Source organism: Candidatus Hydrogenedentota bacterium, from assembly GCA_019695095.1.
Classification (GTDB): Bacteria; Hydrogenedentota; Hydrogenedentia; order Hydrogenedentales; family SLHB01; genus JAIBAQ01.
This window is the reverse complement of the sequence record JAIBAQ010000002.1, coordinates 87,103-108,390: the sequence shown is the minus strand read 5'-3', so window position 1 is coordinate 108,390 and position 21,288 is coordinate 87,103. Positions and strand designations below refer to the sequence as shown.

Here is a 21,288-nt window from a genome sequence, read left to right as displayed (position 1 = left end):
TGCTTTGCGCCTTCCGCGGCGTGGGCATGTACAGCGGGCAAAGCCAGCGATGCCATACCTACCCCACTCCGCACCAAGAACTCCCGTCGAGTCGACTCAGCTTTCACGAATGCCTCCTCCCTCACATGCCTCCGATCAGAAGTGGTTCATGCTACTCCAACGTCAGAGGGTGACAAAACGCAATTGAACGGGATTCCCTGTACCCGCATACGTAATGCGTTTTGCCAAACCCGGCAGCAAATCGAAATAGTTGTCCGAAAACAGCCTGCCGCCGCCGTCTTCGCAGTGTACGCCGTGGCAAAATGTGTCTGCAATGAGTGTAATCACGCTGCCGCGCGCGGTCACTCTTAGATCTCCTTTTCTCACCGCAAGTTGACGGTGAGGTGCCAACAGCCAAACCGACGGAGAGGTCTCTATGCCCTTGCCGGTGAGGTATGCCGCATATATCCACTCGCGTGGATTGAGGTTTCTAGACGAAGGAATTCGCTCCTTCCCCGCTTCCAGCATTCCATTTGCGGGCACGTCAACGGTCCTGGTCTGCAAGCGTGATTCCGTGCCATCAATCCGCACCCATCCCCAGTGCAGTTTAGCGGAGTGGCCCTGGAGTGTGTCGTTGACAACGCGGGTAACTAGAGCGTTTCCGCGGAGGCGCACAATAGCTTTCACGGGTACGCACGCGTTCCGTATCCAGTAGTAGCTGGGCTTGCGACGCAGATAGTAGTCGATGGGCGTCCACCCTGTTTCGCCCCAGCAGTCGTTGTACATCCAGATGATGGCCCCCTGACAATCGTCGCGGGGATCGTATCTGCGGAAACGCAAGGCCTCGATAGTGTGCCCGTACATGGACGCCTGAAACATCTGTCCGTAGAGTACTCGGTTAGGGAGATCCAGCTTCTCAAAATTGGCGTAATGGTGTTGAATCGCGGCGGGGATCGTCTCGTTTTCGAAGGTGTTGGTATGCTCTTTCCATGCGGGAGACCCCACAAAGCGTTCTTGCGGCTTGAGGAATTGCCTGATGGAATCCATATGGCAATAACCAATCACGCCATATTCGCTAACGAATCGCGCTCTGCATTCGTCGAATACTTCATGCGAGATGCGCCGGTTCATATCGGGGTTCATCGTGAAGGGCAACCACCAATGGCAATCGCCATCAGTTTCATCGTTGGGGCTTGCTCCACCGTATGGACTACTGGGCCAATAAGGCCGACTGGGATCGAGTGTTCGGCACACTTCGGGCAAGACGTGGTTGTAGAGCAGTTTTCCTCCAAGTTGAAGGTCTTTTTCGTCTCCCCGCTTATTCTTGTTCCACCATTCGGCGAAGCCCCAGATGTTCTCATTGTTGCCGCTCCACAGCGCGATGCAGGGATGGTGGCGCAGAGTTTTGACCACGGTTTCGGCCTCGGCCCGAATGACATTACGAAATGCCGGGTCGTGGTCCGGGTACTCCGAACAGGAGAACATGAAGTCTTGCCACACAAGGATGCCCGCTCTATCGCAAGCGTCGTAAAATTCAGGCGCCTCGTACACCCCGCCACCCCAAATGCGCAACATGTTGAGATTGGCGTTCTTCGCGTCTGAAACTAGAACCTCGTACTTCTTCGGTTCGACACGAGCGAGAATGGCATCGGCGGGAATCCAGTTGCCCCCCTTGCAGAACACATCGCGTCCGTTGACTTTGATGCAGAACCGGCTGCCATCTGTGGGCAGTTTTGAACGGTCGATCTCGACGCTTCGAAGCCCGATGTTCATTACCCGCTGGTCGCATTCCTTGCCCATCCAACGCACACTAACGGTCGCACGATAGAGCGGTTGATCACCCATGCCGTTGGGCCACCACAATTGGGGATTCGGGATTTCGATAGTCTGAGAAAGTGCCGATATACCCACTTGCGCACATGCTGACATCAGCACTTGCGTCGCCTTGCCGGACGGGGCCTCAATGGACAACAAGACTTCGACTTCGCGGTCGCCCCAAGGGTGCAGATTCTCGATGATGACTTCTACGTCGAGCAGGACGGTGGATTCGCAGACACATGGCGTCATCGACACATCGTGCAGGACGACTCCCGAGCGTGCCTCAAGATGAACGCCACGCCAAATGCCGATATTGGGGAGGATGTCAACCCAGTCCCAGCCATAGGTAAACTGCGGCTTGCGCAGAAAACGGATACCGCGAAACGATTGCCGCTTGAACTTCTCTTCCTTGGTGGGACGGTATTCCTTGGGGACCAACTCCCCGCCAGCCGTCAGCCGAACGACGACCTCGTTCTTGCCTTTCTTGAGGCGGTGGCGAACATCGAAACGTACCGGAACGAAGGCGTTCTTGGATTCGCCGAGGTATTCGCCGTTTAGGAAAACCTGCGCGAAGTAATCGAGTCCGTCAAAGACCAGTTCTTGCCGCTCATGGTCGAGAAAAGACGAATTCACGCTGAATGTCTTAGCATACCACCACGAACGGCGCTCGGGCCAACGGCTCTTCTTCGCGTTGAGACTGACAAGGGGCTCTTCCATCTGACCCGCACGCACAAGGTCGAGGTGGACTTCGCCTGGGACTATCGCAGGCAGCCAACCTGAATCGTTTGACACGACCCGGGCGTAACCTACGGCGCCCTTGCAGGAAAGCGGAGCGTGACATACACGCCATCTTCCATTGAGTCGAATCGATTCCATACAGGAGATCCTCTTGAGATGTGCCTAGGCGAATGAGTCCATAATTAAAGGATCAAGTACTAGACCGAAGTGCGCCCAAAGTATGGACGGGAGTCAAGGCCGCATCAACTCCAGTCGCCTCGCGCCTGATTCACCACTCACGTGGGCCGAGTGTCGAAATTAGTTAGTCATTTCCCCCAACTAAGCCTCCTCAAGAAGACCAGACGCCAGAGGAGGAAATCCATTCCAAGGTGAAGTGTATCCTAGCATCAAGAGGCAACATAAATCAACATTTGATTACTATTATTTGTCAAATTAAATACAACAAATGTCAATTATAACATTGCCTACCCGCTAAAGATCCTTCATCAAACAGGGTAATCGCCAACTCGGCAGTCCCCAGGAAAATGCTACTCTGGGCTTTGGAAACCTTGTTGTTTGAACAAGAAAGCGCGGCTGGAGGATCGTGTATAGAGGGCCTCCATGCGTGTATTTCATTGGAAGACGCATCAAAGGTCTCGGAGCCGCTGGGACCGGAAGGGAACTTCGGATTGGGGCCGTCGGAACGGACGGCATGCAACCTATTGTGCATAGTTTTTGAGGGAACAATATTAGACAAAACAATAATTACGCAAAATCTGAGCTCGACTAAGAAGTTCACTTGTTGCGAAAACTGGGGCGGTATGCAATAATGGGACTGCAGAGGAACGGGGGGAAAGAATGAGTATTGTGAATCCGAGTAAGTCCAGACGTCCCATAACCACGAGCGAGATTGCCCGCCTGACAGGTCTGTCACGTTCTACAGTCTCGGCAGTTCTGAATGGCAAGACAAACGTCAGAGAAAGCACGAGACGAAAGGTCCTGGAGTGCATTCGGAAAGGCAACTACGAATCGGGAATGATTGCCCGGACGCTTGTGGGCGAATTGTCGAGGATGGTGGCCGTGCTGGCCTCCAATCTGGGTAGTCCCTTCCACATGATGACGTTTCGGGGGATGAACTCCGTCCTGGAAGCGCATGGCTACCACATTTTGTTTCACAACGTGCGGCCGGAGGACCAGGACGACCCGGAAACGCTGGCCAGCCTGCATGCATACCGGCCTGCGGGGTACATCGTCCTAAAGGGGGCCGAGGGGCGAGGCGGCATCCACGCGCAGGAGATTGTCAATGAGCGGGTGCCTATCGTGGCACAAGGCAAGTTGGAAGGAATAGAGACACATTCAGTCAATTTTGACAACCGCCTTGGCATGAAGATGGCCACAGACTATGTCATCGAAAAGGGCCATCGAAAACTGGGGCACCTCGCGGGTCCGACGTTTTCGTTGGGAGCGAAAGAGCGCAAACTCGGTTTTGTTGAGAGCCTCATCGAACATGACATCGCCGTCTCGGACGCAGTTATCATCGACACGGGGGAAACAGCCGTCGCGGGTTATCAAGGTGCTCTGGAGGTCTTGAAGAACCCGGCAACCCGGCCGACCGCGCTACTTTGTTTCAATGACATGGTCGCAATGGGCGTATACCGGGCCGCGCATGAATTGTCTTTGGAAATACCGGACAACCTCAGTGTTGTGGGATTCGACGGAATCGATTTCGCCGAACTCTTAGGTCCTCCACTCACGACGGTAGACATCCACCCGGAGGTTCTAGGCGAACAAGCGGCCGATTTGCTGGTGAAAGCGATCACCAACCAGACGGGACGCGGCATAGTAACGCAATGGGTCGCACCGAGACTTCTGGAACGCGCGTCTGTCCGTCAATTGTAGTCGTCCAGGGTGATGAAGAGCAGTGGGTCCGGAGCCACTGCGCGGGAGTAGCACGCGAATTCCGTGGAGGTTCAACGAATGCTCTTGTCTCTAAGTGTAGCAGTGTCACTTTTCATGGCAGCAGCCGAGCCTCCGTTGCCATTCCCCTCTGAGTTGGTGGACTTCGTGCCCTACGGACATAACCCGCTCTTTGAAGGCAGCGGTCCAGGGCATTGGGATGAGGCCATCCGGGAACGAGGGTGGATCATGAAAGAAGGCGACACCTACACCATGTGGTACACGGGGTACGTGCCAGGAAAAGCACCTGTCATGAAGCTGGGTCTTGCCACATCGACGGACGGGTATACGTGGAAGCGGTATTCTGATGCACCAATTTACGATCGGACATGGGTAGAAGACATGATCGTGGTGAAGCAGGGCGACACGTACTACATGTTCGCGGAAGGGACTAATGACCACGCCCATTTGCTCACATCAACAGACCGTGTCCAGTGGACCGATCGAGGTACGCTCGACATTCGATATGCAGACGGTTCCCCATTGAAACCCGGACCGTTTGGGACACCGTGCGTCCTGTTCGAAAACGAAGTGTGGTACTTGTTCTACGAGCGAGACGACGAGGCAATCTGGGTAGCGACCTCGAAAGACTTGAAGACGTGGAAGAACATTCAGGATGAACCGGTGATTAAGCGGGGTCCCGAACCGTATGACACGAAGATGATCGCTCTCAATCAGATCGTGAAGTACGATGATTGCTACTACGCGTATTACCATGCGACTGCGCCGGCGAATGGACCCGACAAGTGGACTATGAACGTTGCGGCATCCAAGGATCTCATTCACTGGCAGAAGTATCCAGGCAATCCAATAATCGGTGTCGACAACTCCAGCGGGATCTTGGTGAATGACGGGCAACGGTACCGGATGTACTGTATGCACCGAGAGGTCTCGCTCTTCCTGCCGCGAAAGAACGCTTCGGGTAAGTGACGTATTGACGGCGGGCGCGTGTGGTGCCAACGATCACAGCCTCGAAGCTTGGGCACGGCGACGGAATAGCGGTTAGCCTTCGCTGGAAAAACACTACTGGAACGAGGAGCAAATCATGAGACTCGCAGGAATTCTTGTCGTATGCCTGACCATCGCGAGTTCCGCGTTGGGAGCGCCTATCACTACGGGCAGCCTTGTTGATGAAATGGCGGACATGCGCCGTCTATCTCAGTTTCCGTCTCCGTCGTATAGGACCGTGCAATTCTCGTCGTACGATCACCAGAGCACCGTACCGGGCGGAGAAAAGTGGTTTGGGAATGACGATGGATTCGGCAACGAGAAGATTCCGAACTTCGAGACCGTATTGACTCCAGCGCAAGGCAGCAAGCCAGGCGAATACCTGATGTGCCACGTTGACGGACCCGGCGCGGTAGTGCGTTTGTGGACCGCAAAGATTGCCGGTACGGTTCGTGTCTATCTCGATAACCTCGACAAGCCATTCTACGAAGGGAATGCCGAGGAATTCTTCCTTCATCCGTATGACCCATTCCTGCCTGGTTCTGGATTGACACGGGAACAGTTGACAGGTCCGTTCTACCAGAGAAACGCGGCATATGCGCCGATTCCGTTCGCAAAACTGTGCCGCGTTGTGTGGATAGGCAATCCAAAGGACACACACTTCTACGAGATTCAAATCCGCAAGTACGACGAAGGTGCGGAGGTGAAGACATTCTCCGCGGACGACGTGAAGACGAATGCAGATTCTATCCGCCGGGCGATTGCGGTCTTGACGGACCCTGCTAAGAACTTCGAGTATCGGTCGAAGAAGGAGGCGGCGCCGATCGAGGCAAAATTGCAGGCCAAAGGGACAGTCGAATCGTTGAAGCTGGAAGGGCCTGGACTTATTGAGCGGTTAACACTGAAGCTCACGGCATCGGATGTCGATCTGGCGCTGCGTCAGACGATCATGCACATTGTCTTCGACAAAGCGCCGTGGGGACAAGTGCAGTCGCCAATAGGCGATTTCTTTGGGGCGGCTCCGGGCATCAATCCCTATACTTCCGTTCCCTTCACGGTCGAACCAGACGGAACAATGACATGCCGCTATGTCATGCCCTTCAAGCAATCCGCGCAGATCATCTTTGAGAACCGCGGAGACCAGGAAGTGACGATTTCGGGCTCCGTTCTACCCGACAATTACACGTGGGACGACGCATCGTCGATGCATTTTCGGGCTCGTTGGCGCGTGAATCATGATCTCGTCGCATCGGGCAACGATACAATGGGCGCGCAGGACTTGCCGTTTGTGATTGCGCGCGGCCAAGGCATGTATGTCGGAACGGCCGTCATGTTGCTCAATCCCAATTGTGTGCCGACGTCTTGGGGCAACTGGTGGGGAGAAGGCGACGAGAAGATATTTGTGGATGGAGATGTGCGACCGTCCACGTTTGGAACCGGGTCCGAAGACTACTTCAACTATGCGTGGTCCGCTTTTGATCTGTTTACTTACCCCTACTGTGGCCAGCCCCGAAATGACGGTCCCGCTAACCGCGGATTCGTCGTCAATTACCGGTGGCACATCATGGATCCGCTGCCTTTCAGAAGCGGCATCGCTTTCTACATGGAGTTGTTCAGCCACGAGCGCACGGAAGGATTCTCCTATGCGCGATTAAGCTACCTCTATGCACGTCCTGGATTCATGGACGACCATGTAACGATCACCAATGAAGACGTGCGTAGACCTGCATTGCCTCCGACGTGGGAACCGTTGCCGCATTTTGGGGCGGTTCGATGGGAGTTCAAGGCGTGTGAAGATATCGCAAAGGGCCCGACGAACACTACGTTTGTCCAAAGCGGACAATGGCAGGGCGGTAAGGCGCTTGTGTGGACTCCGCAGAAAACGGACGAAACGCTGCGCCTGACATTGTCGATTCCTGAGAAGGGCGACTATGTCTTGAATCTGGCGTGCATGTACCGTCCCGACGGCGGCGCTTTCCGAGCAGCGATTGACGGCACGCCCGTTGTGTTCAATGGCAAAGATTCAGTGAGTCTGATTGCGCCTTACCACGTAATATCGCAATTGGTGTCAGGAATCGTGACCCAGTTGAAAGAGGGTGAACACGAATTGGTGCTGACTCCGGTTGAGGCAGGTAAACCCATTGGCCTCGACTTCCTGGCCATCCGAAAGAAGTAGCGCATTCCAAGAAAGTCGGCAGGGGCCCGGCGGCATTGAGCCGTCGAGCCCCTACCTTGCACGATACACCCCGAGACACGGTCCCAGGATGTTTGGGGGGCGTTATCGATGCGGGGATGCGTCCCCACTACTCAGCACGCGCAATCCAGTCATGAAAGTGCTACCTCCAGCAAATCATTCGCCGCAAGATTGAGGAACTCTGAAAATGCGATGTCTACGTCATTCCCGCGCACATCGATCTTGCAGTCGATCCGCTTGCCGTTCACCGAGACTTTGCAGGTCATTGGGCTTCTCTTCGCGGCCAAGGTAAGCGTATTCAGTCTCAGCGATCCCTTGCGCACACTCACCACGCTTGTCTGACGCCAGGCATCCCTTTTCTGCGAGTATGTGATCCAGGCTTCGGCTGTTGTGAACGCGGCCTTAAAGTCGCTCGGTGAGATTCGTGGCGCAAAACCAAGCCGACCCTTGGGTCCGTGGTAGTAATATCCCGCCAGCGCCAGGTATACGCCCCAGCTCGCCATGGCACGGGCATAATGATCGCCACATTCGACTTCGTTATAGGGATTGAACAAATCGGGATGATAACGGTCGTGGACGGCTCTGCACAGAGCCAGTCCCTCGGTGACATGGCCTTCCCAAATCATGTGCCCCGCGACCTGATATTCGATACCCGTCCAGACTTCCTCTCGATACAGGGTGCCTTCGGTGAGGTAGTCGCCTTTGGGCCACGTGCAGGTAATGAGACCAGCTTGGCCGGGCGTGATGAACCAACGCTGTGGCTTGTGGGCCTCGTTATACGGGCCAACGTCAGGCGCCCAATTGTACTTCCAAATCGATTCGAGGGTTTTGATGACATTTTCACGAGGATAGATGTATCCGAGTCCTAATTGATGCGCCCACCCTTGCCCGAATAGTTGGTCGCTGAGACAACCGTCCTTGTACTGATGCTTTGCGTGTTCCTGGAGATTTACGTCTTGAATGAAGTACTCGCCGTTCCACAGACGTTCGACGGAAAGACGCGAGCCCTTTTCAAAAATGGCGCGGAGACGCGCGGCGAACTCAGGGTCTCCCATTTCTTTGGCCATTTCCTCACCAGCCCGAAGCGCGGCGAGATACAGCGAACCGACAAACGTGTTTGCGCCGTAATAATCAATATCATAGGTGTTGGGCTGGACGTCCTCTATCATCCCATCCGAATTGGCATCGCGGCTGATGCTGTATTCCAGTGCCTTCTTGATTGAAGCCCAATTGCGTGAAAGGAACGTTGTGTCGGATGACATAAGGTGTTCGCGGTAGGCCTTGAGAATGGTCCCGCACTGACCGTCTGCCGCGTACTTGGCATCGCCGCGGAAGCCTACTAGGCCTGTTTCGGGATCGAAACCTCCTCCCTCGGAGCGAGGCGCGAAATCCTGCATTTCACGCACGTTTCGCGCGAGTTCAGGGAAGAGACGGGCGTGCGAGTGGGCGTAGTTCCAGACATGTGCGCAGGTCCCGATACAACAGGCGACACCCTCATACGCCCAGAACCGTCCGTTCTTCCACCATTGACACGTACCCGTTGCGAGGTAAGAAGCTGTGGAGTGCAGTCTATCGAGCAGCCAATACGGAAGCGTGCTGTCGTAATAAATATCGCGCCACAGGCGGGTGTCATTTGTGAGCCGCTCATGATTTGCGATGATATAGTTCGCCACATCGCCGGCATCGCCGAATTTTTCAGCGTAGTAATGTCCACGATTGATGGGACCCGAATCCCATGGCGTGACAACGAATCGGTCTCCGTTGATCTGATTGGGAAAATGCCAGCTCACAACAAACGTGAAGGTATGTTTACCGCCGGGAACGATTCCCGTGGGCTTAGTCGAGAGAATGCCAAGGCGTTTTTCGCTCGAAGGGTACTCAGCAGTGAGTTCTACGACGACTTCTTTGGGTGCACTCGCAGGCGCGGCGCCAAGCAAGGCATCTTCAAATGTCCCCGGTTCGGTGCAGGCCAGCGCCAGTGTGCCGTAGTCCGGGGCATCCAGAATGTTCCCTCGCACATCGACGCGAGGCGAATCAGAGAACTCAATTTGGTCGAGGTAAATGTGAGAGACGCCTATCCCCCACCCCTCACTCACTTTGTCGACAATCACCAGGCACGCCCCTTTGCCTTGCCATTCGTCCACACGCCAGGTATGCCACGCGAGTTCTTCGTTGTGCCTACCCATGGCCGAGCGTACAACGTTACCGTCTACCATGAGATTCACGCAGGTTTTGTCTGGCCACGTGCCGCCGCCAATCAAGAAGTTGATGAATCGCCGCTGGATGGTGAAAACGGGAGACGTCAACGTACCTTGGGCTTCGTCGCCGCCCACGCGCGAATCGGCAAGCCCGAGTCCTTCGAAGCTCTTTGCAGGTGTGGGCTTTTCTTTGGCGTCTGGGGCACTCTTCACCTTGAAAGCCGTGCCCGATGACTGCCATGAGCCGTAGTCTTGCCCTTCGAATGTCTCGAAGATAATGGGATCTCTGTTCGCTGCGTCAACGTCTGCAATCTCTGGAGAAAGCGCGGAATGCAGACAGAGTGCGCGATCCGACTTGAAGGTGTACTCCGTCTTCCGATGAACCTCATATCGGCGAGCAAACGCCGAGCATACGGCATTCTCCAACTGCCCCACGGCCCTCACAGTCAGCGGAGCTTTCGAATTGTTCTCGACGGTTATGTGAAAGACGGTTGCGGGAATTCCTGAATCCACCGCATTCAGCGGTATGAATGGACTAAACGCCTCCGATTCGACAGTCACTGGAAACTCGCGGCTTTCGTAACGAACGCGACCTATGGGATACTCGCCGCTGAAGGTCACCTTCTCGAAGCCGTTTCGATCCAGCGACTTCACGGCGATATGTCCGTTGCCACTATCGACGGCGATTGAGAAGCCGCAATCGACCGGCTTCTCTACGCCGCGGTGTTCGTAGGTGGCAAATGTCCCTTCCACCCAATTCGAATAGGCATCGTTGAAGATTTGCCAACATCCGAGCGTTCCATCACCACACAGGTACATCTGCCCCGTGCCGATGCCCCCACACGGCATGCCGATGTTGTCTAACGATTTTCCGAAATACGTCTCTTTTCGCCCTCGCGCGTACAGGCTGCGAATCCACTTTTTGGAGAGTTTCTTGTCTGCCGGGATCAGGTGTCCCGAGACGGTATCCTCAACGGCAAACGGCCCTGCCATGAGTTGACTCAGACGACCGCCGATACGCGTTGACACGAACCCGACTCCAGCCATCTTCAGGAATTCGCGACGATCCAGCGGCGTCGAAGAGGAGCCGCAGCAACCTGCTGGACCGCAACCGCAAGTGCGCCCGTCATTAGTGCCTGGAGGTGTCCCGGCAACGCCAGCCAAAGGATCGGCATCAGGCCCGTGCATCATGTCGTCATTCATTTCGCCGCTCCACTGTTTCTCAAGTCTATTCAGATCGAACCGGAAGAATCAGAGCACTGGGATGCGCTTTGTCCATGTGAACGGTATTGTGCGCGACGCGCATCTCGCCGCCAGGCGTGGGAAAGTCGGCGCCTGTATTGGGATTGACTTCAAAACGAGGGAAGTTGCTGCTCGAGACATGCAAGCCGATGCGATGCCCCTTGTCGAATATCCAGCTTGTGCTTTGCAGGTCAATGATGATCTCGACGATTTCAGCCTCCCCCTCAAGCGGGGGCGCAACCTGGTTGAATCCAAAGCGCGTCTTTACCCGGCGGATACCGTCGAGCATGAGGACTTCGCGGTCGTCTCCGGACGGATACACGTCCAACAACATGGCAGTAAAATCCGTATCAGGCGCATCGGTGGACACAAACAGACGAACTGAGACGCGCCCAGTGATCTCCATGGGTTTCGTCAACGGCTCTGTCGAAAATGCCAGGACGTCTTGGCGATTGGCATGGTTAGCGCGTTGATCCATGGGGCCGGCTGGAATGGTCAGGTTAGCGCCGCCGTGGGTAGGTACGGGATTCTTTGGATCAAAGCTGAACGATCGCGATCCCTTCTTTGTTTCAGAAGATGCCTCGGTGTTGAGGGCGCCATCTGGACGCAGATAGAAGCGTGCAGGTTCGGCATCGAACGGCGGCCACGTGCTTGCAGTGCGCCATTCGTTCCCAGGCGCGCCGGGCGTGTCGGCGCCCATTACGTAGTAATTGACTTTGGCGTACTCCTTGAGCGCATCCGGCTGCCCGAGCAAGTGGGCGGCGTAGAACGCCGCCATGAATCGATTGACATCGAATGACCAGCGGTCGTCTTGCAACTTATAGTCAGGAGTTTGAGTCTCCAGATGCGCGGACCACTTCATGATTAGATAGTTCTGTCCCTTAGCCCCTTCGCCTCCATTTGATTCGCGCGACACGAATGCATCTATCGTTCCCTGATTGAAGATGTCGTACCAGCCACCGACAAACATGGCAGGGGCCGTCATATCGGGAGCACGCAATTCCGCATCGTAGTACCACCAGAAGCAGTCGTATCGAGGATGACTCTTGTAGACATCGAGGAGATGGGGCTGGCCGATCTGTGGCAGCCACCCTTCCAGGAGACATTTCCTGAAGACACCGCCCTGGTAGAACATGTCCTCATACAGATTGGACGGAGCAACTTCGATGAACTGCGCGGCGACTCCGCGTGTCGTGGGGGCGAGCAACATCTGTGTGATTCCAAGGGCGGAGCCGCCCCAAGTTCCAATCTTGCCGTTGCACCAGGGTTGGGCAAGAATCCAAGCAACCGTTTCTGCGCCGTCAGTCAATCCCGGCCGCCAGCCGTCGGCGTTGAAGACGTACTTTTCCCCTTCACTGGCGCCCATTCCACGAACGTCTTGCGCGACAACGGCGATACCGAGCTGGAGCAGCGCATCAACCGGACCCCCGACTCTACCGTAGGTACTTCGCGCAAGAATTACCGGCCATGGTCCGCCCGCGGAGTCGGGCAAATGGACGTCAGTGGCGAGTTTCACGCCATCGCTCATGGGCACGAATTCAGTTTGAATCGGAGGAGGTGCCGCAAGTGCGACTCCATGCGCCCAAAACACCACGGTCAGAGTGACCGCATAAAGACACGCTCTCATGATGGCCGTTCCCTCTTACACCTTAAGCGCCGTCGACTTGGACAAGGCTTCGATTTCGTCTGCCGTGACTTCGCGACCCAATTCGTGAGACAGACGGATCCCCTCGCTAATCTGCATGGTTTGAAGCGCTATTTCCGCCGTGGGCAACAATGGAACGCGCCCCTGTAACGCGGAGACCCAATGATGCTGGGGTGAGTCGTACGCATCTTCTGTTTCGTGCAATGCGTGCCAACGGAACTCATCTTCTTCGAGGGAGAACGTAGAATCGATAACAACGTCGCTCAGGGTCGTGTGAAAGCTGAACGGATCCAGCCGGATACCGCCCTTGCTGCCGACAATCGAACTACCTTCGAAGGCATTCAGGTGAATGGCCCACGATTCAATGATGTCGAGAGTGACTCCGCCCTCGAAACGCACCAAGCCAAGCCCCAGTTCTTCCACGTTGTATCCGCTTTTTGCCGCGCGCACGGGATCGATTTCGGTTTCCTGATACAGCTCTCCACTCACGCGAAAAACCTGCGGCGAATCCAGCAGATACAGCATCTGCGAGATGTGGTAGACACCCATATCGAAGAGCGCTCCGCCGCCGGCTGTTTCCATCTTCACGAAACTCTCGGTGCCGTATCCGTCCACGTAAGGCCGTCCGCGCCGGCGGTAGCCGCACGAGCGCGCATGATAGAGTCTGCCCAAATGACCGTTTCGGATTAGGTGTTTGGCGACTTTCGTCTCGCTCTTGAACAGAAGTCCCAACTGAATGCTCAGTTTCCGGTCGCATCGACGAGCGGCGTCCATCATGGATTTGGCGTCGACGTAGGTGCCCGCCATAGGCTTCTCGCAGTAGACATGCTTCCCGGCTTCCAGCGCCGCAATCGTGATCGGAGCGTGCAGATTATTGTGAAGACAGACATCAACGGCCTCGATGTCGTCTCGCTGCAACAGGTCCTTGAACGACTCGTGAGTGTGCGGAATCTTGTATTGCTCGGCTACTCGCTCCAGTTCAGTTCCATCTATGTCAAATGCCGCGACGACTTCCGCGCCCGGGACCTTCGCGTAGTTGTCCAGATGCACCTTCCCGATTTGTCCTACGCCAATAATCCCAATTCTCACCGGCCGTCTCGTATTCAAGGTCATCGCGGATCTCCTATAGTGGTTACACAATTCTCTCGTGCGTCTTGCTAGATAAACACATCGTTATAGCGTGCCGCACACCGATTCATAGTATGCAATACACTTTGCCATGTCGCACTGCGGATCGGCATTCGTGGGCAGCTCGTATTCGATAGAGATGACAGGCTTAATACCTTGACGCCGGATCTCCTCCAATTGCCCCTTCATGTCTCCGATACCGGTTCCCCATGGGACATCCTGGGCTTCGGGCGAATGTACGTCCACGTCTTTGCTGTGGAAACTGATGATTCGGCCTTCGAGCTTGCGCATCGCTTCCAACGGATCGATTCCGGAGCGGACCCAGTGCCCCGTATCGGCGCACGCACCAATGCGAGCGCTTCTTCCTTTGCAGGCAGCGAGTACAGTATCTGGATTCCAATACGGAGAGGGAGCGGGATGATTGTGAATGGCCACATTGATGGCGTAGTCCGCGCAGAGTCTGTCCAACAAATCGAACGCATCCAGAGGGGGCTCAGAGACAATAGTCTCGATGCCCATCTCTTTGGCAAACTCAAAGACTTTGCGTGACTCCATTTCGTTGTTCGGCAGATTCACCACACCGAAATTGACGAGCGAAATACCGGCCGACCGAAGCTTAGCTTTGGTCTTCTCCAGACCGGCTGCGTCAAGGTTGGGGTCAAAGACTGTCTCCGGTTCTACCGGGCTCAATGCTTGCCCCGGATACGCTTCAATGTACTTCAGACCAAGAGCCGCCGTCTTGTCGATTGCTTCAAAAAGGGTGAAGTGATGAAAAGACCATGCTTGCGCGGCAAGCCTCCACCCTAGCTTATTGCTTGTTGTCATCTCCGTACTCCCTCCCCGCTGCCTGTTGTTACTATTCACGCGACTGCCGTATCCAATGCTCTCGTTCTACTTTGGAGAGACTCGGTAGCAGTCGTACCCCATGAGATACCCTTTTGACGCATCGTTCTTGCCGACAATGCGCAACTCAATTGTGTTATTGGCCTTTTCAAGCACCAACGAACCGAGGCTCTCCAACTTCTTTCGCGTGGTCACGCTTGCGTTGTAGCCGTCCCACTCACAAGCCTTCTTGCCGTTGACCCACAATTCGCAACGGCCATAGTCCGGACCTGCGGTATACCAGACCTCCATTGCGTAGGCTCCGGCATCGCTTGGAGACACAGGTAGCACTGCCTTGAAGGTGGACGGCTCGGTCGCATTGACCTTCAAGTGAGCACCGTCACTCCACAGATTCCCGAAGTTCGCCGTGGATTCGGCCACAACAGCGGGATTTCCGAACAACGGAGCGAGTGCCTCTGCCTCAATTACCCAGGGCTCGACAAATACGGTTGCCTTGGCTGGAAGCCGCTCACCAGCCTTCGCCATGGGCGGAAACGGCACATGCGGTTCCGTTTGATACCAATACGCAACAGACGAGAAATCGTCTTTTCGATTGTTGGCGTGGCCGTGCTCCATCGTCACTTTGATGCTCTTCGTGAAGGGAATTGGATCTTCGAGGTGATATCGGTAGACGTTCCAGACAGCGTTTTGGTTATGACCGCCCTCGATCAGGGGAGCGCCAAAATAGAGATTGCTGAATGTCTGGGTCTGCGATTCGCCGTACGCCCACCCGCCGCAGAAGTAATCCTCAGAACCTGTTCCTAGAAGGACCGGCTTTGAGTCGTCGTCAACGAAGATCATGTCGTCGCCTTCGCCCCACCACCCTCCTGCGCGGTCCTGAAGCGAGAGGTTGCATCCCACATAGTGTCCGCGGCCTTTGGCCTCCAGGAAGACATAGTTGGCTCCCGGCGCGCAGGGATACTCCTGACGATACTGCGCGTGAAAGCGCAACTCGTCATCCGGCAGTTTCTCGTACTTTTGGTAATCGATGTAGTAGTAGAAAGCGATAGCCGGAAGTGGGCCATCGTTGGTCACCGTTACCCTCGCCCCATTGCCGAATGGCATGCGCCAAAAACAGTTCAGTCCGCGGTCAACTCCGATTTGAATCGGCAAGCACGAGTACTGGTAGTAGCGGCCCATGCCCAGGCCGAAAAAGTCCCCGATGGGCGCTTCTACCGAGGGATTCTCTTCGCCGTCCCAGTACATGCGCAGTACGAGATTCTTCAGGTATTGCTCGTCCTTGGACGCAATTGTGATCCAGATGTGGACAATTGCACCCGCGCCTTTTAGGTCCGCAAGAGTCCGCGTCTCTCCAGGCTTCAGCGGCCAGTCGTGCCGGCCGTCCGCATTGCCGCCGGTGGGATCAACGCTCGATTCGCGGCCCACAGTGAAGTTCTTGAGGCGCGAGAGATCGGCAAGAATTCCGCTGGTCGAAGTTTCCTGCGCGAGTCCCACGGATAGGGTCAGAATACTCGCTACTATCAGCACGTACGTTAACCGTCTTAGACCTAGTCGCATTCCTCAAGACTCCTGAATCGTTTTGGATTGCTGAACCGCTATCCGCCCGATACTGATTGGCTCTCTTTTTCTTTGTTCAATTGGTCCGCAAATTTCTCAATATGCTTCAGTGCTTCTTCCGCAAGTGCGGCAGACTTGCCGGAATCCGGCGAAGAGGTTCTCACTCGCAGCAGAGGCTCGGTGTTTGATGAGCGAATCTGAAGGCGCGAGTGATCTTTGAAGGCGACGATCAGGCCGTCCTCTCGGCTCATGAACGCCAAGTCCGGCTTTCCCGCATAGAAGACTTGCAGGCGCTCAACAATCTTGCGCATGCCGTCAGGCGAGAGGTTTGTGGCTTGGTCGCAATTCGTTTTTGCGTGATGAGGATATCCCCGCGTGATCGTCATCAGGTCATCTTTCTTGTGGGCGAGGGCAGCAAGGACATGCCAAATCGCCACAAGAACGTCGCGCCCCATGCCGACTCGGGGGTCGATCACGCCGGCGCAGCTCCCTTCGCCCGCTATCGCGGCGTGGAAGTGCTTCGCGTCGCTGGCGGTATACACCTCGCCAGTGGGAACACGGCGCAAGTTGGCATGGTGCGCCGAACAGATATCTTTCACCATTTGCGATGTAGACCAGTTCGTGACGACTGTTCGCCCTTCGGAAAGGGTTCCGAGAACCTGATCAACCGCGATGGCGAATGTATAGTCTTCTTCCAAGGGTACATAGACGCCGGTATCCGGGTCACGCGCTACCAACACACAGCGATCGTTGTCGCAGTCGGTGACAAATCCCACGTCGAAGGGTGAACTCTCGCCGGACATCAGCCTGCATAAATCTTCGAGATTTGCGGGTGTGGGTTCGATGCCGCGCGAGAAGACTCCCGGCTTGTCGTTGACCGGCAACACGTGCGCGTAGAGATAGTCGAGAAGCACGTAATCGATTGGAATCCCCGCGCCGCCGCAGCCATCCATGGCAACGCGAAAACTGCGCGCGCGTATGGTATCGAGGTCTTTTCCCATAGCGGTGATCACGCGATGCAGGTGGTAATCCAGAATGACCGCATTGTCCACATGCAAGACGCTGCGTGAACGCGATAGGTATTCAGAGGTATACGGCGGGTCGCTGAACTCGGAGGCCATGTCGGCAACAGGGCGGCATTCGCCGCGGCGCCGCGAGTCGAAGCGACCCTCATCGTGGATGGCGAAAACCTGCTTGATTTGGTCTTCGCGCAAGAACATGCCGTGTCCTTCCACGTTCTGCAGGAACTTCACGCCGTTGTACGCAATGGGATTGTGCGATGCGGTGACCATTGCGCCGCCTGCAACGTCGAGCCGGTGAATCGCCAACTGAACAGTCGGAGTCGGAACCACGCCAAGGTCGATGACGTCCCAACCTCCGGCAAGGAGCGCATCGATGACGCGTTCGAGATACGCCTTTGAGGTAGGACGCGTATCGCGGCCAACTACAATCGTGTTCGTGTCGGAAACATCGCGAAGATAAGTACCGTACGCGCTTGCGTACCTCTCTACCTCATCCCCGGTCAGTGTTTCCTCTGTCCCACGGACCCCCGAAATACTCCTTCTCACTTTCGATTCCGATGGCACTGCACTCATGACTTCGTGATCCTCCCCGATGCGCGTTTCCCAGGGCGTTACTGCCGCCATAGTCCGGGCAGCGGCCGCATCTGTGTATCCGATTGCCTCTGGCTTGCAGCGTAAGGCTCGCATCAGGATTTCCCCCCTGTGGTCGCGATGCCCTGAATGAAGGTTCGCTGCGTCAGAAAGAATAGGATAACGATCGGGAGCGTAAAAATCGTCGCTGCCGCCATGAGTTGGGTCCACTCGCCGCCGTAGCTGGACATGAACTGCTCCAGGCCATAAGCGAGCGTGTATCTCGAGGGGTCATTTATATAGAGAAGCGGCCCGAAGTAGTCGTTCCATGTTCCGAGGAATTGAAAGAGCGCGCACGTGGCCATAGCGGGTTTTGCCAGCGGCAACATGATTTGCCAAAAGACACGCCACTCCCCCGCCCCGTCGATTCGAGCGGCCTCGGATAGCTCTTCGGGAATGGTCTGGAAGAACTGGCGCATTAGGAAAATGTAGAAGGCAGATCCGAATAGAGATGGTACGACGAGCGGCAGGTATGTCCCGTACCAACCAAGCGAGCGGAAAAGCGCAAAGACCGGAATCATGGTAACTTGGCTTGGCAAGGCCATGGTCCCAATCATCAACATAAACAGAAGATTTCGGCCGGGAAACCGCAGGCGGGCAAAGCCGTAGGCTACCACGGCGCTCGATGCCACAGTACCTGCAACCACGCACGCGCATAGGATGAGCGTATTCTTAAGATAGGTACCCAAGGGAACCGTGTGGACCGCGTCGTAGTAATTGCTCCACTTCACCGGATTGGGTACTAGACTCGCAATCGACACAACAGCCTGTTGGTTCGATGATCCGTAGACTTGCTTGTCATCTTTAAGCGAAGTGGAAAGCATCCAAACCAGGGGTAAGACAAAAGGAATGCAAAGGGTGATCAACACGCCGTGAACCAAGATACGACGCGCTGGTCCGACTCGGTGAACCAGTGCGGAGTGTTCAGTTGACGCAAGTCCTATTTGGCGTCCGATGTTCTGCATACTAGTCGTCGTATCCCGACTCGCGTCTCATCGCGACTTCATGCTTTATTTCCCGTTCGAGTTGGGCCAACGCGATTTCAGGCGACAACAGCCCACGTTCAGCGGCTTCGTCAGCAATCGACAGCCGATCCCAGAAGTAGGCCTGGTAAGAGACCGGCGGCAATGGCTCCAAGTGATCACTGGGGAGTATGTCGAGAAACGTCTGAAACTGAGGGTGCTGACGCACGTATTCGCGATAGGCGGGCGCATCTCCGATTGCGGGCAGGGGCGGCAACCATCCCCCCCACGTGTAAAACTCCGCGGCGCGCTTCGGGTTTTCTATGCCGGACCAGAACTTGATGAAGTCCCACGCGCCATCCACCTGCTTTGCCCCTGTGGGAATGACGAAGAAATTCGCATTCGCCCAACTTGCGAGTTCGTTTCCTCCTTCCGGTGGCGGAATGGGAAAGGTGCCGTACTCCATTTCAGGTGCGTATCGGGCAATCTGCTCCACACGCCATTGCCCATCCAGCGTGATTCCATATGCGCCGCTGATGAACGGCCACGCAGCCGTGCTGATTTCACTGGTGAAGCTAGACTCGAAGCCAATCACATTGTCGAAGCCCAGCTTCTTACGCTCTCCACTGAGGAATTTCAACGCTTGCACATTTGGCGATGTGTTGATGGTCAAAACGTTACGCTTCCAGTCGTAGAATCCCCCGCCAAACCCTGGCGCGTACATTGAAAGGCTCGCCGGACGAATTGGGTTGAGAAGTCCAATTCGCTTCAGCGACCCATCCGGGCCGCGCTTCGTCATTGAGTCGCCCCAGGCAGACAGTTCCTTCAGGTTCCTTGGAACGCGCTCGACATCGAGTCCGGCTTCGCGCGCGAAGTCCTTTCGGAAGTAACAGGCATAGACGTCAAGCCCTGTGGCGGCGCCGTAGAATTTGCCCTTGTACATACCGATCTTGAGCACAACAGGGTATACGGATTTCTGGAATGCCTCCCATTCTTCGGGCGACATGAGCTCGTTCAATGGAAGCACGGCTTTGCTTTCCGCCCATTTTGGAATAACGGGATTCCACTGAATCATGACATCAGGTGGAACACCTCCCGCGACGGACATCAGGAATTTCGAGTCCGCCGTGTTCGCCGGAATGGAAAGAGGAATGACTTCATAACGGTCTTGGCTATCGTTGTATCGGTCGACGATCTTGTCCGCGACAGTCTTCCACTCCGAAGTCCACATGTGCCAGAAGTGCACGGGAATCCGCTCCGGGTGCTTTCTTTCGGACGGACGTGGCACGGCCAGCAGTAACATCATCCCAACGACAAGAAGCACTCCCAAGCACCAAGCAATGGCAGCGGAACCTTGCTTGTACTCGCGGCGGGCTCTTACGGAATCAGCTTCCATAGTGTACCCACCGCCTGTGCGTTCGGAAGATAGCAACCGTGAGGGTCATGATGACGGCAAAGAGTATCCAAGCCATGGCGCTGGCATAGCCCATGTCGAGGTAACGCCACGCGCGTATGAAGAGGTAAAGCGCGTAGAAGTGCGTGCTGTCGTTGGGACCTCCGGCAGTCATTATCCAAGCCTGCGTGAAATACTGAAACGAGCCGATTACCCCCATGATGAGATTGAAAAAGATGACGGGGGTCAGCATGGGCAGTGTAACGTGACGCGTGCGTTGCCAGGCATTCGCGCCATCGATTATGGCCGCCTCATAGAGCGCCACGGGGATGTCCTTTAGGCCGGCGAGATAGATGACCATACTTCCGCCAACCGCCCAAAGAGACATCAGAATAAGGGCCCAGAGAGCCCAGTTCGCGTCTTGCAGCCATGCGGGTCCTTGGATGCCTACGCGCGCAAGAAGGCCGTTCACAAGGCCAATCTGAGGATTGAGTATCCACATGAAGATGACGGAGGTCGCAACAATAGGCACTATGGAAGGGACATAGAAGGCTGTTCGATAGACACTCATTCCGCGAAGCTTGAGATTGAGCAACAGAGCGATTGCGATACCCGTAACGATACCCAGAGGGACGGAAATCAAGGCGAACTTGAACGTAACGCCCAAGGCGATCCAGAAGACAGGATCTTCCGTGAAGAGCCGTCTGTAGTTGGCCAGTCCGATCCAAACGGGCGGCGAGACAATGTCGTACCGTGTGAAGCTCAAGTAGATGCTGACTACGAACGGAACGGCAGTCAGCGCCACAAAACCGAACAACCACGGACTGATAAAGGCGTATCCAACGAACGCCTTTTTCATGTGCCGCACCCCTCTCGTGAAGTCGCGTACTTTTCTGGCCACGAACCGACACGTTCGGCTGGGGCCTCATTCACACGAAGTCGATATGGCTGCCCCTGAGCCCCATTCTTGCTTGTCCATCAAAAGAGCGATTCCGAACGGCCCTGCAAGCGCTGAAGCCGGATGCAGAATCATCCTCGCACAATCCGGGGGGCACA

13 protein-coding genes are annotated in these 21,288 nt (G+C 55.5%); 3 read left to right on the top strand and 10 right to left on the bottom strand.

What is annotated here, in order from left to right:
- Positions 1-162: 162 nt before the first annotated feature.
- Positions 163-2,673, bottom strand: a complete 2,511-nt coding sequence (locus K1Y02_00830; GenBank protein ID MBX7254873.1) for a hypothetical protein — start codon at positions 2,671-2,673, stop codon at positions 163-165.
- A 699-nt stretch (positions 2,674-3,372) separates the two neighbouring features.
- On the opposite strand from K1Y02_00830, the gene K1Y02_00825 reads away from it, so the two are divergent.
- From K1Y02_00825 to K1Y02_00815, 3 genes are all read left to right on the top strand, one after another.
- Positions 3,373-4,413 carry a LacI family transcriptional regulator gene (locus K1Y02_00825; protein ID MBX7254872.1) on the top strand — a complete coding sequence of 347 codons (1,041 nt, stop codon included), beginning with the start codon at positions 3,373-3,375 and terminating at the stop codon, positions 4,411-4,413.
- 78 nt (positions 4,414-4,491) lie between these two features.
- Positions 4,492-5,400: a glycosylase gene (locus tag K1Y02_00820; protein MBX7254871.1), complete on the top strand. Its 909-nt coding sequence runs from the start codon at positions 4,492-4,494 to the stop codon at positions 5,398-5,400.
- Between the two features lie 115 nt (positions 5,401-5,515).
- Positions 5,516-7,594 (top strand): DUF2961 domain-containing protein, encoded by a 2,079-nt coding sequence (locus K1Y02_00815; protein ID MBX7254870.1) that lies wholly within the window; start codon positions 5,516-5,518, stop codon positions 7,592-7,594.
- A gap of 149 nt (positions 7,595-7,743) precedes the next feature.
- Here K1Y02_00815 and K1Y02_00810 read toward each other — a convergent pair whose 3' ends face one another.
- The 9 genes from K1Y02_00810 to K1Y02_00770 all read right to left on the bottom strand — a co-directional run bounded on the left by K1Y02_00810 (position 7,744) and on the right by K1Y02_00770 (position 21,091).
- On the bottom strand, positions 7,744-11,013 hold the full coding sequence (locus K1Y02_00810; protein MBX7254869.1) for a hypothetical protein: 3,270 nt from the start codon (positions 11,011-11,013) through the stop codon (positions 7,744-7,746).
- 25 nt (positions 11,014-11,038) lie between these two features.
- Entirely contained in the window at positions 11,039-12,679 is a 1,641-nt protein-coding gene (locus K1Y02_00805; GenBank protein ID MBX7254868.1) for a CocE/NonD family hydrolase, read from the bottom strand.
- A gap of 15 nt (positions 12,680-12,694) precedes the next feature.
- Positions 12,695-13,810, bottom strand: a complete 1,116-nt coding sequence (locus tag K1Y02_00800; protein MBX7254867.1) for a Gfo/Idh/MocA family oxidoreductase — start codon at positions 13,808-13,810, stop codon at positions 12,695-12,697.
- Between the two features lie 60 nt (positions 13,811-13,870).
- On the bottom strand, positions 13,871-14,650 hold the full coding sequence (locus tag K1Y02_00795; GenBank protein ID MBX7254866.1) for a sugar phosphate isomerase/epimerase: 780 nt from the start codon (positions 14,648-14,650) through the stop codon (positions 13,871-13,873).
- Positions 14,651-14,716: 66 nt separating this feature from the next.
- Positions 14,717-16,225 (bottom strand): DUF2961 domain-containing protein, encoded by a 1,509-nt coding sequence (locus tag K1Y02_00790; protein ID MBX7254865.1) that lies wholly within the window; start codon positions 16,223-16,225, stop codon positions 14,717-14,719.
- A 38-nt stretch (positions 16,226-16,263) separates the two neighbouring features.
- Complete coding sequence (locus tag K1Y02_00785) at positions 16,264-17,934, bottom strand: hypothetical protein (GenBank protein MBX7254864.1); 1,671 nt, start codon at positions 17,932-17,934, stop codon at positions 16,264-16,266.
- Positions 17,934-18,701: a carbohydrate ABC transporter permease gene (locus K1Y02_00780; protein ID MBX7254863.1), complete on the bottom strand. Its 768-nt coding sequence runs from the start codon at positions 18,699-18,701 to the stop codon at positions 17,934-17,936. Before K1Y02_00780 ends, K1Y02_00785 begins: the two co-directional genes overlap by 1 nt.
- A 142-nt stretch (positions 18,702-18,843) precedes the next feature.
- Entirely contained in the window at positions 18,844-20,235 is a 1,392-nt protein-coding gene (locus K1Y02_00775) for an extracellular solute-binding protein (protein ID MBX7254862.1), read from the bottom strand.
- Positions 20,225-21,091, bottom strand: coding sequence for a sugar ABC transporter permease (locus K1Y02_00770; protein MBX7254861.1), 867 nt, complete (start codon positions 21,089-21,091; stop codon positions 20,225-20,227). Before K1Y02_00770 ends, K1Y02_00775 begins: the two co-directional genes overlap by 11 nt.
- Between the last annotated feature and the right edge of the window lie 197 nt (positions 21,092-21,288).

Bases quoted from the DNA above. Each gene is read 5' to 3' on its own strand.
- K1Y02_00795 (MBX7254866.1), bottom strand. From the start codon at position 14,650: ATGACAACAAGCAATAAGCTAGGGTGGAGGCTTGCCGCGCAAGCATGG.
- K1Y02_00805 (MBX7254868.1), bottom strand. From the start codon at position 12,679: ATGAGAGCGTGTCTTTATGCGGTCACTCTGACCGTGGTGTTTTGGGCG.
- K1Y02_00785 (MBX7254864.1), bottom strand. From the start codon at position 17,934: ATGCGAGCCTTACGCTGCAAGCCAGAGGCAATCGGATACACAGATGCG.
- K1Y02_00810 (MBX7254869.1), bottom strand. From the start codon at position 11,013: ATGAATGACGACATGATGCACGGGCCTGATGCCGATCCTTTGGCTGGC.
- K1Y02_00770 (MBX7254861.1), bottom strand. From the start codon at position 21,091: ATGAAAAAGGCGTTCGTTGGATACGCCTTTATCAGTCCGTGGTTGTTC.
- K1Y02_00820 (MBX7254871.1), top strand. From the start codon at position 4,492: ATGCTCTTGTCTCTAAGTGTAGCAGTGTCACTTTTCATGGCAGCAGCC.
- K1Y02_00825 (MBX7254872.1), top strand. From the start codon at position 3,373: ATGAGTATTGTGAATCCGAGTAAGTCCAGACGTCCCATAACCACGAGC.
- K1Y02_00800 (MBX7254867.1), bottom strand. From the start codon at position 13,810: ATGACCTTGAATACGAGACGGCCGGTGAGAATTGGGATTATTGGCGTA.
- K1Y02_00815 (MBX7254870.1), top strand. From the start codon at position 5,516: ATGAGACTCGCAGGAATTCTTGTCGTATGCCTGACCATCGCGAGTTCC.
- K1Y02_00775 (MBX7254862.1), bottom strand. From the start codon at position 20,235: ATGGAAGCTGATTCCGTAAGAGCCCGCCGCGAGTACAAGCAAGGTTCC.
- K1Y02_00830 (MBX7254873.1), bottom strand. From the start codon at position 2,673: ATGGAATCGATTCGACTCAATGGAAGATGGCGTGTATGTCACGCTCCG.
- K1Y02_00790 (MBX7254865.1), bottom strand. From the start codon at position 16,225: ATGCGACTAGGTCTAAGACGGTTAACGTACGTGCTGATAGTAGCGAGT.
- K1Y02_00780 (MBX7254863.1), bottom strand. From the start codon at position 18,701: ATGCTTTCCACTTCGCTTAAAGATGACAAGCAAGTCTACGGATCATCG.